Source organism: Falsihalocynthiibacter sp. BN13B15, assembly GCF_041205415.1.
GTDB classification, from domain to species: Bacteria; Pseudomonadota; Alphaproteobacteria; order Rhodobacterales; family Rhodobacteraceae; genus Falsihalocynthiibacter; species Falsihalocynthiibacter arcticus.
The window spans coordinates 1-16,380 of sequence record NZ_JBGFCE010000013.1 but is presented as its reverse complement, the minus strand read 5'-3'; the positions used below and the strand labels follow the sequence as shown (position 1 = coordinate 16,380).

Annotated in this window: 16 protein-coding genes and 1 tRNA gene; 8 read left to right on the top strand and 9 right to left on the bottom strand. The window is 52.7% G+C overall.

Going from position 1 to position 16,380, the window contains the following annotated elements; all coding sequences use genetic code 11:
- Positions 1-4 precede the first annotated feature (4 nt).
- The 5 genes from AB9F26_RS17840 to lpdA all read left to right on the top strand — a co-directional run bounded on the left by AB9F26_RS17840 (position 5) and on the right by lpdA (position 7,091).
- Positions 5-697, top strand: a complete 693-nt coding sequence (locus AB9F26_RS17840) for a hypothetical protein (RefSeq protein ID WP_369768640.1) — start codon at positions 5-7, stop codon at positions 695-697.
- Positions 694-3,645 carry a 2-oxoglutarate dehydrogenase E1 component gene (locus AB9F26_RS17835; RefSeq protein ID WP_369768639.1) on the top strand — a complete coding sequence of 984 codons (2,952 nt, stop codon included), beginning with the start codon at positions 694-696 and terminating at the stop codon, positions 3,643-3,645. The genes AB9F26_RS17840 and AB9F26_RS17835 overlap by 4 nt, the downstream gene beginning before the upstream one ends.
- 6 nt (positions 3,646-3,651) lie before the next feature.
- Positions 3,652-5,163 (top strand): 2-oxoglutarate dehydrogenase complex dihydrolipoyllysine-residue succinyltransferase, encoded by a 1,512-nt coding sequence (gene odhB, locus AB9F26_RS17830; RefSeq protein WP_335584125.1) that lies wholly within the window; start codon positions 3,652-3,654, stop codon positions 5,161-5,163.
- 62 nt (positions 5,164-5,225) lie between these two features.
- Entirely contained in the window at positions 5,226-5,618 is a 393-nt protein-coding gene (locus AB9F26_RS17825; protein WP_335584126.1) for an MAPEG family protein, read from the top strand.
- Between the two features lie 84 nt (positions 5,619-5,702).
- Positions 5,703-7,091 carry a dihydrolipoyl dehydrogenase gene (gene lpdA, locus AB9F26_RS17820; RefSeq protein WP_335584127.1) on the top strand — a complete coding sequence of 463 codons (1,389 nt, stop codon included), beginning with the start codon at positions 5,703-5,705 and terminating at the stop codon, positions 7,089-7,091.
- 555 nt (positions 7,092-7,646) lie between these two features.
- Here lpdA and AB9F26_RS17815 read toward each other — a convergent pair.
- From AB9F26_RS17815 to AB9F26_RS17780, 8 genes are all read right to left on the bottom strand, one after another.
- Positions 7,647-7,850 (bottom strand): hypothetical protein, encoded by a 204-nt coding sequence (locus AB9F26_RS17815; RefSeq protein WP_335584128.1) that lies wholly within the window; start codon positions 7,848-7,850, stop codon positions 7,647-7,649.
- A 128-nt stretch (positions 7,851-7,978) separates the two neighbouring features.
- Entirely contained in the window at positions 7,979-8,725 is a 747-nt protein-coding gene (locus AB9F26_RS17810; RefSeq protein WP_335584129.1) for a glucose 1-dehydrogenase, read from the bottom strand.
- 38 nt (positions 8,726-8,763) lie between these two features.
- Complete coding sequence (locus AB9F26_RS17805; RefSeq protein WP_369768638.1) at positions 8,764-11,019, bottom strand: hypothetical protein; 2,256 nt, start codon at positions 11,017-11,019, stop codon at positions 8,764-8,766.
- 23 nt (positions 11,020-11,042) lie between these two features.
- Positions 11,043-11,528, bottom strand: coding sequence for an ABC transporter permease subunit (locus AB9F26_RS17800; protein WP_335584131.1), 486 nt, complete (start codon positions 11,526-11,528; stop codon positions 11,043-11,045).
- A gap of 22 nt (positions 11,529-11,550) precedes the next feature.
- Complete coding sequence (locus tag AB9F26_RS17795; RefSeq protein WP_335584132.1) at positions 11,551-11,793, bottom strand: hypothetical protein; 243 nt, start codon at positions 11,791-11,793, stop codon at positions 11,551-11,553.
- Positions 11,787-12,836 (bottom strand): ATP-binding cassette domain-containing protein, encoded by a 1,050-nt coding sequence (locus tag AB9F26_RS17790; RefSeq protein ID WP_369768637.1) that lies wholly within the window; start codon positions 12,834-12,836, stop codon positions 11,787-11,789. Before AB9F26_RS17790 ends, AB9F26_RS17795 begins: the two co-directional genes overlap by 7 nt.
- A gap of 435 nt (positions 12,837-13,271) precedes the next feature.
- Positions 13,272-13,913, bottom strand: coding sequence for a GntR family transcriptional regulator (locus AB9F26_RS17785; protein ID WP_039001435.1), 642 nt, complete (start codon positions 13,911-13,913; stop codon positions 13,272-13,274).
- A gap of 31 nt (positions 13,914-13,944) precedes the next feature.
- The gene (locus AB9F26_RS17780; protein ID WP_335584134.1) at positions 13,945-14,637 is read right to left on the bottom strand and encodes a SprT family zinc-dependent metalloprotease; all 693 of its coding nucleotides are present in this window, start codon (positions 14,635-14,637) and stop codon (positions 13,945-13,947) included.
- Positions 14,638-14,793: 156 nt separating this feature from the next.
- Between AB9F26_RS17780 and AB9F26_RS17775 the strand changes: the two genes are divergently transcribed.
- From AB9F26_RS17775 to AB9F26_RS17765, 3 genes are all read left to right on the top strand, one after another.
- Positions 14,794-15,126 (top strand): TIGR02300 family protein, encoded by a 333-nt coding sequence (locus tag AB9F26_RS17775; RefSeq protein ID WP_335584135.1) that lies wholly within the window; start codon positions 14,794-14,796, stop codon positions 15,124-15,126.
- Positions 15,127-15,206: 80 nt separating this feature from the next.
- Positions 15,207-15,282 (top strand) — tRNA-Ala (locus AB9F26_RS17770).
- Positions 15,283-15,364: 82 nt separating this feature from the next.
- On the top strand, positions 15,365-15,760 hold the full coding sequence (locus AB9F26_RS17765) for a DUF6538 domain-containing protein (protein WP_335584136.1): 396 nt from the start codon (positions 15,365-15,367) through the stop codon (positions 15,758-15,760).
- A gap of 126 nt (positions 15,761-15,886) precedes the next feature.
- On the opposite strand, the gene AB9F26_RS17760 is transcribed toward AB9F26_RS17765, so the two are convergent.
- The gene (locus AB9F26_RS17760) at positions 15,887-16,132 is read right to left on the bottom strand and encodes a hypothetical protein (RefSeq protein WP_335584137.1); all 246 of its coding nucleotides are present in this window, start codon (positions 16,130-16,132) and stop codon (positions 15,887-15,889) included.
- Between the last annotated feature and the right edge of the window lie 248 nt (positions 16,133-16,380).

The following is a 16,380-nucleotide window of genomic DNA, read 5'->3' as shown; positions in this document are numbered from 1 at the left end:
CAAAATGGGCCTGCGCGCACCCCTTGCACATTGGGTTGTTCCCGTAGCATTTGCTGCGGGACTTTCCCTAGTTGCGGGTAGCGCGCCGGCCGCCCCCCTCACCGCCCAAGAGGCCGCCGCCACCGCAATTTCGCGCTGCGCAGCCCTCCCAGAAGTGAAGCTCCCCTATTCCACTACCTTGTTGGACGAAGGCTGGCAGCGTGTCGAAAACACAAAAACACTGCCGGATATACTTACTGCAAGCAATCTTATCGCCACGCTTGACCCCGCCGCGACAAAGGCTTCGGTGCAAACAGCGCAATTCCTCACAATGTCGGTGCTCGGTGGGTCCAACTTAGCCCCAAACCAGCCCGTCTATCAGCACGGCGATGTCTTCTTTGCCCCTCTAGGTCTGGAAACAAAAAAACCGTGGTGCGTCCTCGCAGGTCCAAGCTGGCTTGCCATCCTCGCCGAAGAAACCCTTACCCAAACGCTCGTCCCATGGACTGGCTTGCCCGATGTTCCTAGCCGCCACCTTCTGCGCGAAGCCACGGAACGCAGCCGTATCCTGCTGAGCGAAATTGACGTACAAACTGTCACCGATCTTTTAACGCCCATCGAGGAAACCGATGGCGCACCCGCCAAAACTCCCGCGCTCTATGCGGTAAATATCACGATTACAACAACCCCCATGTCACTCGGAAAGCTATCAGAATGACCGACCAAAGCTCTAACGACCAGTTCCACGCGTCCTCCTTCCTTCAAGGCCATAACGCGGAATACATTGAGCAACTTTACGCGCAATTTGCCAAAGACCCGACGGCTGTTGATACGGCTTGGCAGGCGTTTTTTGCGGGTTTAGGCGACAACGGCGATGATGTCGTTGCAGAAGCTTCTGGCCCGAGCTGGGCACGTGCCGATTGGCCTCCGATCCCACATGATGACCTCACGCAAGCACTCGACGGTCAATGGGCCGCTGAACCCGAAGCTGCGGGTGCGAAAATCAAAAGTAAGGCCGCCGAAAAGGGTGTGGAAGTCTCCGACGATCAACTAAAACAAGCCGTTCTCGATAGTATCCGCGCGTTGATGGTTATCCGCGCTTATCGCATCCGTGGCCACCTTGCGGCGGACCTAGACCCCCTTGGCATGACCGACACCACGACCCATCCTGAACTCGATCCAAAAACCTATGGCTTCCTTGAGGCCGACATGGACCGCCCGATCTTTATCGACAATGTTCTCGGACTTGAGATCGCGTCGATGCGCCAGATCATCGATATCGTCAAACGGACATATTGCGGCACGTTTGCGCTGCAATACATGCACATTTCCAACCCCGAAGAAGCAGGCTGGCTCAAGGAACGGATCGAAGGCTACGGCAAAGAAATCCAGTTCACCCGCGAAGGGCGCAAAGCCATTCTCAACAAGCTGGTTGAGGCCGAGGGTTTTGAAAAATTCCTGCACGTAAAATACATGGGCACCAAACGGTTTGGTCTGGATGGTGGCGAAAGCTTGATCCCCGCGATGGAGCAGATCATCAAACGCGGCGGCTCGCTGGGCGTCAAAGACATCGTGATCGGCATGCCCCACCGTGGTCGTCTATCCGTTCTGTGTAATGTGATGAGCAAACCATACCGCGCGATTTTCAATGAGTTTCAGGGCGGCAGCTATAAACCAGAAGACGTCGACGGTTCTGGCGATGTGAAATACCACCTTGGCGCATCTTCGGACCGCGAGTTTGATGGCAACACGGTTCACCTCTCGTTGACCGCAAATCCAAGCCACCTTGAGGCCGTGAACCCCGTCGTCTTGGGCAAAGTGCGCGCCAAGCAGGCGCAAATGAAGGATGTCAATCGTACCGAATCCTTGCCGATCCTTCTGCACGGCGACGCGGCCTTTGCGGGCCAAGGTGTCGTGGCGGAATGTTTCGGTCTGTCTGGTCTTGTGGGCCATAAAACTGGCGGCACAATCCACATCGTTGTGAATAACCAAATTGGGTTTACAACCGCTCCGCATTTTAGCCGCTCAAGCCCCTACCCCACGGATATTGCCTTGATGGTTGAGGCGCCTATTTTCCACGTGAACGGCGACGATCCCGAGGCGGTTGTTCATGCAGCCAAAGTTGCCACTGAATTCCGCCAAAAGTTCCACAAAGACGTGGTCCTCGATATATTCTGCTATCGTCGGTTTGGGCACAACGAGGGCGACGAGCCCATGTTCACCAACCCGATCATGTACAAGCGGATCAAAAAACAAAAGACCACTTTGCAGCTCTATACAGAGCGCTTGGTCAAAGACGGCTTGATCCCCGAAGGCGAAATTGAGGATATGAAAGCGGGTTTCCAAGCCTATCTGAATGCCGAATTTGAAGCTGGCAATGATTACAAACCGAACAAAGCCGACTGGCTTGACGGGCGCTGGAAGCACCTCAACGCGCAAAAAGAAACCTATCAGCGTGGGAAAACGGCAGTGTCTCCCAAAGTCTTTGCCGAAGTTGGCAAGGCGATCTCAACCGTTCCAGATGGGTTTCCAGTCCATAAAACAGTGGCACGCTTGATGGAAGCCAAGGCCAAAATGGTTGAAACTGGCAAAGGGATCGACTGGGCCACAGGCGAAGCGTTCGCATTTGGCTCGCTTGAGGTCGAAGGATACCCGGTGCGCCTTTCAGGCCAAGACGTGATGCGTGGCACCTTCAGCCAACGTCACTCGGGTATCGTAAACCAAGATACCGAAGAGCGCTATTTCCCGCTCAATCACATCCGCGAAGGCCAAGCACATTTTGATGTCATCGACTCGATGCTGTCCGAATACGCCGTGCTGGGGTTTGAATATGGCTATTCACTGGCCGAACCCAATGCACTTGTGGCTTGGGAAGCGCAATTTGGCGATTTTGCCAATGGTGCGCAAATCATGATCGACCAGTTCATCTCATCTGGCGAGAGCAAATGGTTGCGCATGTCGGGCCTCGTGATGTTGTTGCCGCACGGATACGAAGGCCAAGGCCCAGAGCACAGCTCAGCCCGCCTTGAGCGTTTCTTGCAAATGTGCGGACAGGACAACTGGATCGTCGCCAACTGTACGACCCCAGCCAACTATTTCCACATACTGCGCCGCCAAATGCACCGCAGCTTCCGCAAGCCGCTGGTATTGATGACACCGAAATCACTGCTGCGCCACAAACTCGCGGTATCAACCGTCGAAGATTTCACGACAGGAAGCTCCTTCCACCGTGTTCTTTGGGATGACGCGCAAAAAGGCAATAGCGATACAACCTTGGCAGCAGACGATAAAATCAAACGCGTTGTCATGTGCTCAGGCAAGGTCTACTTCGACCTCCTCGAAGAGCGTGATGCCCGTGGAATCGACGACATTTACCTGATGCGTGTCGAACAATTCTACCCCTTCCCCGCCAAATCTTTGGTGAATGAGTTGAAACGGTTCGAAAACGCGGACGTTATCTGGTGCCAAGAAGAGCCAAAAAACCAAGGCGCTTGGACCTTCATGGAACCCAATATCGAATGGGTCCTCGGACGCATCAAAGCAAAACATCGCCGTCCCGTATATGCAGGACGCGCCACCGCGGCCAGCCCTGCGACGGGCCTCGCCTCTCAACATAAAGCTCAACAAGCGGCGCTCATCAACGAAGCGCTCACACTGCAAGGATAAGCTATCATGTCCACAGAAGTCCGTGTCCCCACTCTGGGCGAAAGCGTCACCGAAGCCACCGTCGCCACATGGTTCAAAAAGCCAGGCGACGCGGTTGCCGTCGATGAAATGCTCTGCGAACTGGAAACCGACAAGGTAACCGTCGAAGTCGCCGCGAGCGCTGCCGGTACTATGGAATCCATCATTGCCGCCGAAGGGGAAACCGTTGGCGTTGATGCACTCCTCGCAACAATCGATACAGGAGCTGGCGCGGCAAGTGCCCCCGCAGCAAAATCCGCAGCACCCGAAGCCGCGCCAACGGCGTCAAAACCCGCGTCAGAACCGACAACAAGCGTTGATGTCATGGTCCCTACCCTTGGCGAATCCGTAACCGAAGCAACCGTATCCACATGGTTCAAAAAGGTCGGAGACACTGTTGCTCAAGATGAAATGCTTTGTGAACTCGAAACCGACAAAGTTTCCGTCGAAGTTTCTGCGCCTGCATCAGGTGTCTTGAGCGAAATCCTTGCACCTGAAGGCACCACTGTCGACGCGAAGGCCAAGCTCGCCGTTATCGGCGGAAACGGCGCATCTTCTGCTGCTCCCGCCGCCGCGGCAACTGCACCGGCCGCAACCGCCGGCAAAAGCATCGAGGACGCCCCGAGTGCAAAAAAACTTATGGCCGAGAACAACCTTTCTGAAGGCTCCGTGCAAGGCACTGGCCGCGATGGCCGCGTCATGAAAGATGACGTGCAAAAGGCACTGGCATCAGATTCGGCCGTTACCGCTCCATCTGCTGCCGCAGCGGCACCGCGCGCGCCAAGTGTCCCTGACGACGCCTCTCGCGAAGAGCGCGTGAAAATGACTCGCCTGCGCCAGACAATCGCGCGTCGCCTAAAAGAGAGCCAGAACACAGCGGCCATGCTGACCACTTATAACGAAGTGGACATGACCGAAGTGATGGCGCTTCGTAACGAATACAAAGACCTGTTCCTGAAAAAGCATGGCGTCAAGCTGGGCTTCATGTCCTTCTTCACCAAGGCATGCTGTCACGCCCTGAAGGAAATCCCAGAGGTCAACGCAGAGATCGATGGCACAGATGTCGTCTACAAAAACTTTGTGCACATGGGTATTGCAGCGGGCACCCCAACAGGTCTTGTTGTTCCAGTAATCCGTGACGCAGATGCCATGTCATTTGCTGAAATCGAAAAGGCCATCGCCGAAAAAGGCGCCCGCGCACGGGATGGAAAACTCTCCATGGCCGAAATGCAGGGTGGCACGTTCACGATCTCAAACGGCGGCGTCTATGGCTCGCTTATGTCCTCGCCCATCCTCAACCCGCCCCAAGCTGGCATCCTCGGCATGCACAAAATCCAAGACCGCCCCATGGCGATCAACGGACAAGTTGTCATTCGCCCGATGATGTATCTCGCGCTGTCTTACGACCACCGCATTGTGGACGGAAAAGGCGCAGTGACTTTCCTTGTGCGTGTTAAAGAAGCCCTCGAAGATCCCCGTCGCTTGTTGATGGATCTGTAAATTCAGACCGCCCCCGCTTCTCAAAGAGCGGGGGCGTCCGAACCACAAAGTAGGCCGCAAAGATGACCCCAGAACTTACCGCTCTTGCCCTCGCTGGCCTCGTGCAAAGCGCACAATACTTTTCCTATATGATCGCAGGGCAGCGCCAACTTGGTCGCAACGTCGCAATGGGGACGCGCGATAACGCGCCCGACTTGTCTGGAAATGCGGCCCGTATCAAACGCGCGCTGGACAACCATTTTGAGGGGCTGGTTATGTTCACCCTCGCTGTGGTTGTTGTCACGCTCGGCAATCAATCCTCCGTTCTCACGGCAACTTGCGCGTATATCTACGTCGTCGCGCGCATCTTATATGTGTTTTGCTATGTTTACGGGCTGACGCCTTGGCGAAGCTATGTTTGGTTCGCGGGCCTCGTTGCGACCATTATGATGATTATCGCAGCACTCATTCCCTAAACCCCTACATTCCAAACTTAAACCGCTTAAGCTTGGCCAGAAACACACTTTAGATTATTGAAATTCCTACCCAAGGAGAGACCCATGGCACATTATGATGCGATCGTTATCGGCAGCGGCCCCGGCGGCTATGTCTGCGCTATCCGCCTTGCCCAACTCGGCTTGAAAACTGCTTGCGTCGAGGGCCGCGACACACTCGGAGGCACCTGCCTCAATGTGGGCTGTATCCCCTCCAAGGCCCTATTGCATTCCAGCCACATGCTGCACGAAGCCGAACACAACTTCACAAAAATGGGCCTCATGGGAAAATCCCCTTCGGTCGATTGGCCCAAAATGAAGGCCTATAAAGAAGACGTTGTCAGCCAAAACACTAAAGGCATCGAGTTTCTATTTAAGAAGAACAAAATCGACTGGATCAAAGGTTGGGGCAGCATCCCCGCCGCAGGCCAAGTCAAAGTTGGCGACGAGGTTCACACAGCGACATCTATCGTCATCGCAACGGGATCCGAAGCCAGCAGCCTACGCGGAGTTGAAGTCGACGAGAAACGGATTGTCACATCAACTGGCGCGCTCGATTTAGCCAAAATCCCGCGCTCCATGGTTGTGATTGGCGCTGGCGTCATCGGGCTTGAGTTGGGGTCGGTTTACGCCCGCCTTGGCACCGAAGTGACCGTGATCGAGTTCCTCGACGAAATCACACCCGGCATGGATAAAGACGTACAGAAAACGTTGAAACGGATTCTCAGCAAACAAGGGCTGAACTTCATTATGGGCGCCGCAGTTCAAAACGTTGAAGCGACCAAAACCAAGGCAAAAGTCACCTACAAACTGCGCAAAGACGACAGTGAAGTGAGCCTTGATGCAGACGTCGTTTTGGTTGCAACGGGCCGTCGTCCTTATGTCGACAATCTTGGCTTTGAAGCCCTCGGTGGCAAAATGACGGAACGCGGACAAATCGCGACAGGCACCCATTGGGATACAAATATTGATGGTATTTATGCCATTGGCGATGTCATCGAAGGACCCATGCTGGCCCATAAAGCCGAAGACGAAGGTATGGCCGTCGCTGAGCAAATCGCAGGAAAATCAGGCCACGTGAATTACAACGTGATCCCCGGCGTGATCTACACGAGCCCCGAAGTGGCCAGCGTTGGCGCGACGGAACAGGTCCTGAAAGAACAAGGCGTAAACTACAAAGTCGGGAAGTTCTCGTTCATGGGGAATGCCCGCGCCAAGGCCGTTTTCCAAGGCGAAGGTTTCGTAAAAATCCTTGCCGACAAAGACACCGACCGCGTTTTGGGCGCCCATATCATCGGCCCCGCCGCTGGCGACATGATCCACGAGATTTGTATTGCTATGGAGTTTGGTGCCAGTGCTCAAGACATCGCGCTCACGTGCCATGCGCACCCAACCTACTCCGAAGCTGTGCGCGAAGCCGCACTGGCCTGTGGTGATGGCCCTATCCACGCCTAATCCGATGTACCCCGTCAATCAAAAAGGCAGCCCAGTGGCTACCTTTTTGCGTTCTAAAGGGGACTAAACGTGCGTCTTGACGATATGAAGAGGAATGCTGAAGGACAGGACAAGCCCTTAGGCGCGCAGCCATCTCAGACCGAAGATGGGCAGAATTCGGAAGCCGTCGACCAGACAAGAAAACCGTGATCATCGCCGTCAAAAGGTTAGGACAGAAACCCCCTGCCCCTCCCGAAGATACGCGGTGAAATAAAGGGTGTTTGCCAAGTTTTGCCCCGCAAACAGTACCCCCATAAAAGAAGCATCCGTACTTACGAAAATATTCCGAACAAATACAGAGGGCTGCCGTTTGGGACTTGAACGAATTCGGGTACAATCATAAGGATCGGAAAGGGGCCGAGCGAGCAAGGCTCACCAAAAACCGTTCAGGTCAGCGTTTCGGTCCCAAATGTTCCGCGAGAGAATTGCGCCGGTTGTTTTCAAAATGATAAACAGGCTCTTGGTCATCGAGATAGCGAGGGGGCGGCGCATGAGCGGTTACGTTGTTAGAACAATTTAGAAAGCACGATTTTTGCGCGACGGATACTTGCGTTCAGGCGTGTCACGCAGGGGAGCCAACATGACGCGAAACCGAGGAAGGCGATTCACAACTTCCAGAAACGGGTAACGCACGAGGAGAACAAGCGGCGCAACAGTGGTGAGGAAGGAGGCTTGTCCGGACGTATACCCAAGAAGGTGACTGGCAAACATAATCATCATGCCACCGACCATCTTATCTTTGAGGGCATCTCGGTATATGACGCCTTAGTAAGGCGGGGGTGGCCATCAATATACCTCCGCTTGAAATATGGGTTGGCCACAGCCCAGAAAGGCTGTGGCCGCGCTGCTTAAGAGAAGAGCAAGCCGCCATTTATGTCGACGTTTGCACCCGTGATAAAGGAAGCTTCGTCGGACGCGAGGAATACGGCCAAGTTTGCAACCTCGTCTGGCGTGCCTTCGCGTTTCAAGGGGGTGATGCCAGCGACATGCGTACGCACTTCTGGCTTGGAGAAGATGTTGTGAAAATCAGTGTCGATCATGCCCGGACACAATGCATTCACGCGAACTTTCGGCCCAAGTTCTTTGGCCAAGCCACGGGTCAAGGTTGTCATCGCACCTTTGGACGCCGCATAAACTGCAGCCCCCGGTCCACCACCGTCGCGGCCTGCTTGCGACGCAATCGACACAATGGAAGACCCTTCATTGAGGAACGGAATGACTGCATTTACAGCGAGGAAGAACGACGTTGTGTTCAACTCCATAACCTTGTTCCAGTGCTCCAAAGTCATGTCCGCGATAGAAACACGCTTAACGATCCCGCCAGACACATGCAAAAGTGTATCAACGCTTCCGTAAGCTTCAACGGTCGCCGCAACGAGCGCTTTTACTTCGTTTTGTTTGGTCATGTCGCCTTGCATTGCGAAGGCATTGCCACCCGCTGCTTTGATTTCAGCAACGGCTGAATCTGCACCTTCGGAAGATTGGAAATAGTTGATCGCAACGTTTGCGCCTTCTTTAGCCAAACGCATAACGCAAGCACGACCAATATCGCGTCCGCCGCCAGTTACAATCGCGGTTTTTCCTTTGAGATTCATAGTAAGCTCCTGTTATTCACCCAACATCGGGTGATTCCTTAGGCTTTCGCCAGTTTTTGGATGGTGATTTTAAACGCGTTTTCATCCGCGTCGGTGAAGTAAAAATCGCGATCATACCCTTGATCATCAAGGAAATGGAAAACCCGTTTTGGGGCCTCCATTGAATATGAAACAAGCAAAATTGCTATGCGATGACGTTTTTCCTTGGGGAATTTAACGTGAAGGGCCGTCGAAACAGCAAGCCCGTCATACTCGCTTGGGCCAACATCGGGAAAACCCGTTTTTTCAACATTGCAGCGGAAGCTGGGCCTTCCGAGGTCATATTCGCCATTTGCTTGGTACAGCCAATTTATGTCAACGAACACATAATAGCTGTCACGCACGAAATGGACTTCGCGTTGAACCTTCGTCTCGGAGAGGTTGAAATGCTTATAGGCTTCGGTCGTGTCCCCCTTGATATAAATGTGGTTTTCCCGCTCTTCGGCGAAACCTGCTAGGCAGAACGCATTTTGGTCGCCGTGACTGTGGGAAGCGGAGCCGTAAGGTGAGGACTTAAACACAAATTGAATGTGCTCCTTTGGGTCGCCCAAACGGTGCTGAATGGCGGCGCGGCGCGTATCCGGGCTGTTGGTATAGGCGGGGAAGTCACCCGTTTGTTGAATAAACGGACGCTGGTACAGGTCGATCCCGAAATTGGGTCTCACGAGATTTGCCGCTTCTGTCAAATGGGCCGTGCTCGACATCCAATAATGCGGTCCTTCGGCCCCCCTCCCCGCGTTATCGCCCCAAGGGGTATAGCTGGTCGAAAGGAAATTGATGGAAGGATCGAGCCATTCTTTTGCTTCCGCCCCCTCGCCCCTCATCGTGATACAGGCAGGAATAGGTACGGCGGAAACCCCACACACAGCATGACTGTTGCAGAGAAAAGGCTGAATATTGGCGTGTTTTATAAGGTGGTCCACCGTCTGACGGGTGCGCTCAAGAAGGTGGTGGCGGGCGAAGACACGTTCCTCCTCCGGCGGTAAATCATGCAGCCAGTAAAAGCCCCGAACCAAGGCAACGCTAACGCGAAACGCCCACTCATCGGTATAAGGCCGCGACGTTGTGCTATCAATTTCCCACGGACAGGCCGGTAATTGCCACTCTTTTACCCGCCGCAAGTAGGCGGGGTTTTCAAGAACCTTCCCCGCGATGGCCAAGTGGCGAATGACATAGACCAATTCTTGGTAATCAATATTGGGTTGGCGCCAAGCAGGCGGCGTGCGTTGATCGTTTTCATAGCGTGAAGGCTCGGCCATGATGTCGTGGTCCATCCCCCCCTTAGCGGACTTTTTAACGAACACATGCCATGAACAATAGCTCAGGTCCTTGGCAACATCCTTCTTGAAGGTCGCTAGAGTTCGCGAATTTGTCCACAACCGAGGGTGGCTCGCTTCCACCCATCCATACCGCACCGTACGGTCAGAAGGCGGCACATTGGTTTGGGCATCAATCACTGTAAACGCACGGATTTTGGACCAGTTCGCCTCAGTCTTACCCGCGGCTTCATCCCAGACATCGAAGCCCCAAAAACAATATCCTGTCTCCAATCCGGTGCCGCGGGTGAAAAACTTCCACGGAAGATTTTCGAAAAACTGTGTCTTATGCGCGATTTCCTCGCCAACCGGCAACCATTTGAATCGGGGCTGATTTTCAGCGAGTTCACCTCCTTGGGTAAAAGTTTCGGGGTCAATCAAACCTTCGGCGTTCCATTTAGAGAAGTTCTTGATGCCTTCTTTGACGCTGTTTTCCATGTAGTCATGACAGATTTGATCATCATTGAGATAAAAATCGTTGTGGGAATCCGCCCCAGATGTGTGGCCGTCCCACATTGTCACAAGGCGCTGCATTTCCTCCCACTCCCGGTTAAAAACGGGGATTTCATCCTTTAGGCCGTTGCTATTGAGAACTTGAGCGCGAAACTCTGTCAAAATCGCATAAATTTCATCGACGTTCCGAGGAGCTTCTAGGCCCAGTTGGTTGAAGCTTTCCTTGAGCGCTTGGCCACCAACAATGTCAGGAGTATCATCCGATGCGAGCATGATATTGAACGCATCTAGGGTCACGTTTGATGCGGCAGCGGTGGCCAATTCAATCGGCCAATTGTCATCATAGACGAATAGTTTTTTGTGGGAAAAAATGTCCAATGTGATCGGTTCTTCCGACGCAAGGTACTCCCCCCCCGCTAAAACAGGACGTGCTGGTCCGATTGCCGTTGACAACAACGCGGCCCCAACCAAAGTAGTTTTCCGCATATAATTTCCATAATGCTTTGACTTCATTGTTCTTTTACGCCGCCTTTAAAAATACCTTTGTTGAAGGATTTCTGGATGAACGGGTAAACAATCAAAACCATAAGGATCGAGCAGACCATGACCGCGGCATTGACGGCTTCGAACGAAAAGGCGGATGTAAGCAATACAGCCCCGAAGTCATTGTCGGCCTGAAGCTCTACAATAATTTTGCGCATATTGACTTGAAACGACGACTTATCTTCGTCGCGCACCAAGATCATCGCACAGAAAAACCCGTTCCACCGCGCCACAATACAGAACAGACTGATCGTCGCGATTGCCGGTTTTGAAAGCGGGATGAACACTTTCCAAAGCCCTTGGAACTCCTTGGTGCTATCCAAACGTGCCGCTTCCCCAGAGGGAGCAAGGAGTGCCTCAAAAAATTTGCGCAAAAGGGTAATGTTGAAAGCGTTCACCAGCGCCATGTTCAAATAGGCAAATGCTTTGTCGCCGCGAGAGTAAAGGTTCATGTTTTTCTGCAAGTATTTATCCTCACCACAATGAAGCGCGCGAAACGGGTTTGCTGATTGTGGCGGCAGTCGCAACAAGGACAAATGCGACGACAGCGTTGAACAGGCCCGCGGCGGGAGCCGCATCATATTGCGCCCCGGCAAGACCCTGAGGATAAATGAAGCTCGAAATCACATCGGAGATTTCATAAGCCGTGGGTTTATACAGCAGGAAGATGAACTCGAACCAGATCTCAAGAATATTGCCGATCCGAATAATCAACATGACGAGGACTGTTGGCAAAATCGAACTAAAGCCAGCCTCTTGCTAAATACCAGAACGACGGTTGAGATAAAATGCGGCAAATACACAATGGTTTGCGCGGTTTTCTTCAGGCCAGGGATTACGAACTCATTGAAAGCCAGGGCTAAGATGATCGGTATCGGGAAGGCAATCTGGAGGCCGTACATAGGTTTGCACAAGAAAATCAGAAACCAGATGACCGTGGGCGCAAGCAGCAGATATATTTGCCATTTCCGCCGCATGTGAAGACAAACCCACATCGCATTTTCAGAGAGTCGTCGCATAGGCCGCCCCCTCTGTGTGTTTTTAGGGAGGCCGATGGCACGGCCCGTTTTTATACCAAAAACTTTGATCCGAGACGTATCGACATAGAGTGCTTTGAGATGGGGAGTTTCCCCATGCGTTTGAACTTTGGGCACGAAGGAAACATCGTCAACTTGCGAATGCAAAAGCGCTTCAGAGCCCAAGGTTTCTACCGAATCCAACGCAATTGGCATGGCTACACCACCACTGTTTTGCCCAATGCGCCCATTGCACATAACGACGATACGATCCGCCGAAGTTATGGCTTCGGCCTGATCGTGCGTCACGTATATGGAGGTCGCGTCAAGACGTTTGTGAAGCTGTTTAAGCTCGGCGCGCATTTGTGTCCGCAGCTTGGCGTCCAGATTTGACCGAGTTTCATCAAACAGAGAAACTTCTGGGCGGTGAACGATTGCACGCCCCATCGCAAAGGGGTGTCTTTGCCCCCCAGAGAGGTCCGCAGGCCGCCTCTCAAGGTCCTCGGTCAACCCAAGTGTCTCGCCAACAGCAACGACGGGTTCCTTACTTTCGCCCTTTGGAATTTTACAAATTTCGAGGCCAAACGCGATATTTTCAGCCACAATTGGGTTGGGGTAGAGCGCAGAGTTTTGGATAACCATCGCCGCAGCGCGATCCTTGGATTTGACCTTCAAATCAGTCCCGTGAACTGCTTGTATGGCGCCAAATTTCTCGACGATTTTGTTTAGTTGAACACCTAACAAATCTGCCTCCCAAACAACTCGTCGATTTCTATCGCCAACCTGCGCGGTAATTTTCACCCGTCTGGATCATCCTAGCGTTGCTACGCTTCTGGACGCATTTCAGGGTTCGGCGTTTGAAAAAACATAGCGCCCAGCCTTACAACCTTCAATACAAATATTTACAAATATTCCGAAAGGAGTGAGGAAAACTCAATTCTCAATATTTTAACGAACAAAAACAATGTGATGAAAATCTCAACCCGAACACCACCAACCAAATATTGCTACAACTACGCTCCTTACTAAATGAATTTATAAATACGCGGCTGTAATTTTACAAATAAACAACCGTATAGCATCTCATGGATGCCTCCTATCCGGCGTTCGAAGAAATAGCCCAAAGCTGATTCGAACATTCCCAAATTCTTACAAATATATGAATCGAGGGGAAGGCCGCTAACTCGCCAATAGGCGCAACCCTTGGGTCACATCGGTGCGAATGGCCAGACGCAAGCCTGGCTCATCTCCCGCACGCAGAGCCGCAACAATAAGACGGTGATTTCTTGGCGTCTCGGTACGGCGTAATTTCCCGTAGAGGGCGCGCATCGTTGGTCCAAGTTGAAGCCAAACAGTTTCCGTCATCGCCAAGATAGCAGGCGCCTGAGCACGCAAATAAAGCGTTCGATGGAATTCCAAGTTGGTGCGAATATAGCCAACAGCATCCTGTTTTGCGATATGTTCGGCGATCGAAACATTGATGGTCTGCAACCGTTCTATCAAGGCCATATGCGCGCGTGGAAGGGCGCGACTTGATAATTCAGGCTCCAACAGCGCCCGCAATGCTGCCAATTCTTCGATTCGTTCGTTTGACAACTCAGGCGTTGAAATCCGCCCAGAGGAGGACAGCGTCAACGCGCCCTCTGCCACCAAACGCCGCGCGGCCTCCCGAACAGGGGTCATCGACACGCCATATTCCGCCCCCAAACCCCGCAAGGTTAGCGACTGACCGGGCGCAAGTTCGCCATGCATAATCTTCGCCCGTAGGTGGCGATAGATTTGCTCGTGGAGGGCGTCATTTTGGCGGCTGTTTGTCTGCATAAAACCAATGTGATCACAAAACAGATCTACGTCAATCCGTGAAACGAAACTGATGCAATTCTTCGCCGTGAACACGCAGCCAATTGCGGGCGTCTTTATGGTCGGGAAAAATTCGCTCGACAACGGCCCAAAAATCAGCGGAATGGTTCATCTCTAAGCGGTGGGCCACCTCATGCGCCGCGACATAGCGCAATACGTAGGGTGGGGCCATAACGAGGCGCCAGCTGTACATCAATTTTCCATCGTGTGCGCAAGATCCCCACCGAGACCGTGTGTCGCGCAAGGAAATTCGCCCTAAGCTCACCCCCAAGTCGTGGGCGAATCCTTCGCTGGCCTCGGTCAAATCAACGCGCGCAGCAAGTTTTAGGAAGCTCGCGACCCGAATAGGCACCTTTTGCGACTCCATCGGCACATATATGGCCCCATCGACGAATTTTGCAGCCCGCCCCCTGCCCTCAACGATGGGAATCTTGGCCCCACGGAACCACACCCAGCCGCCAATTTCGGGCACCAAATTTTCAGGACGCGCCACAAGATGGCCGCGAATCCAGTCCGCTTTTTCATATGCAAAAGCAATGGCTTCCCGCTCTTTTGCCCGCTTGGGCATCGTCAACGTCACCCGCCCGTCAAGGCGCGAAACACGCAGACTGAGCCTCTTGGCCTGCGCTGAGCGACGCAGAGTTACTTCAAGCTGAGGCTCGCCAGGTAATAATAGGCGGTCCATCGCCCCTCCAAGTTAACAAATCGTTTCACACTTCGTAAAAGTGTACGAGAAAAACCGCTTCTTACCCCTACAATCTTTAAAAGCCTTTGACACCCTATCCATGTTGTGGCAGTTGGCTTCAACTCTGAAATTCTAGATAGCTTGAAGGGGACAACCATGCCCAAAGAAGAATGGGGTATTAAACGTGTTTGCCCAACGACCGGCAAGCGGTTTTACGACCTAAACAATAAACCAATCATTAGCCCTTACACGGGTGAAGAAGTTGTTATCGACACCTCGTCGAAAGCACGCACCATGATGGCGGATAAGGCCGATGCTGAAACCGCGTCCAAAGATGCCGAAAAAGAAGAAGTTGTCGTTCTAGAGGATGATGATGATGAAGTTGAGGAAGTTGATCTCGAAGATGACTTCATTGAGGACGACGACGATGACGACACTGTGCCTCTCGACGAGATCGCAGATGTCGCGGCGCCTGACGACGACAATTAATCTTTTGCGCGGGGATTTTTTCCCTTGATCTCCTCCCCGCGCTTGCCTAAACAGCACTTCGCAACACCTAGTTGCAGGATGGGGCCTTAGCTCAGTTGGTAGAGCGCTTGCATGGCATGCAAGAGGTCAGCGGTTCGATTCCGCTAGGCTCCACCATCCAATCAGAATCGCCCTATATTACTGCAAGTTGCTGCTTTTAAAGCGATATCTATCCAGCCTGCTACAGAAGAGTGTTACAGTGGCAGTTTTAAAAAACATGGCCGGACACCCAAGATTATATCGCCGCAACGCCACCTATTATCACCGAGCAGCTATTCCAAAAGACATTGCCAACACCTACCCCAAAGCAGAAGAAACCTTCTCGCTCGGCGCAACAGATCACCGAGAGGCCGTTCGAATTGGCCCCATCGTATCTTCGCTGTCCCCCGATCAGATACAGGCCATCAAGGGCACCTACTTCCACTATCGTCTAGAAGAGGACGACGAGTCTCGCATCACAGGGTTCAAAGGTGAAGTAGACCGTAATGAGCGCTTTCATTTTGAAACCGCACATGAAGAGTGTAACGAGAAGGTCTCACAAGCGCTGACAGACACCCGCAACTCCTTTGAAGAATATGACGATACCGAAACGTAAACACTATGCACGAGGTGATCAGGCTACGTTCTTTCGCAGCGAGGCTGAAGACGTGCTTTAATGGGACGGAGTTGCGATCAAGTTAACAGCAGAGTCCACGTCTTGGCCTCTCCTTATTCGCGCCATTCAGGAGGCTGATAGCGGCAAATCAACTGGAGCCGTTTTGAGTGCGCCAAGCATCGCCACAATATTTGCTCTAGGCAGTGTCGCACTTGCGGAGCTTCCGCGGTTCACCTCAATTATTTTACCCGCACTTGTATGGAGCACAACATGGCACCCCCAACCTGCAGCAGTGGTTCCTGAAAGTACTGCTCCGTCCGCATAAGCCACGGCTCTTTGTTCTGCCAGAGCAGTTTCTTTATGTTTAATCATATCGTTTCCTTACTTATTTCAATGTTTTATGGCGTGTCCGCAGATCGTTTTGGGACAAGTTTGTGAGATCAATCGGGAAACATCAGAGGTGGTCCTAAGTTTTCGACCAGTTTGCAGCCTAGTTAAGGTGGATCAGGGTTTCATGTCAGGCTGCTACTCTCATTGGTTCTGTTTTGTTGGCATAGGCCTCGTCGGGGGGCAAGATTCCATGGGTCGAGTGAGGACGTTCAGCATTATAGTAGGCCAGC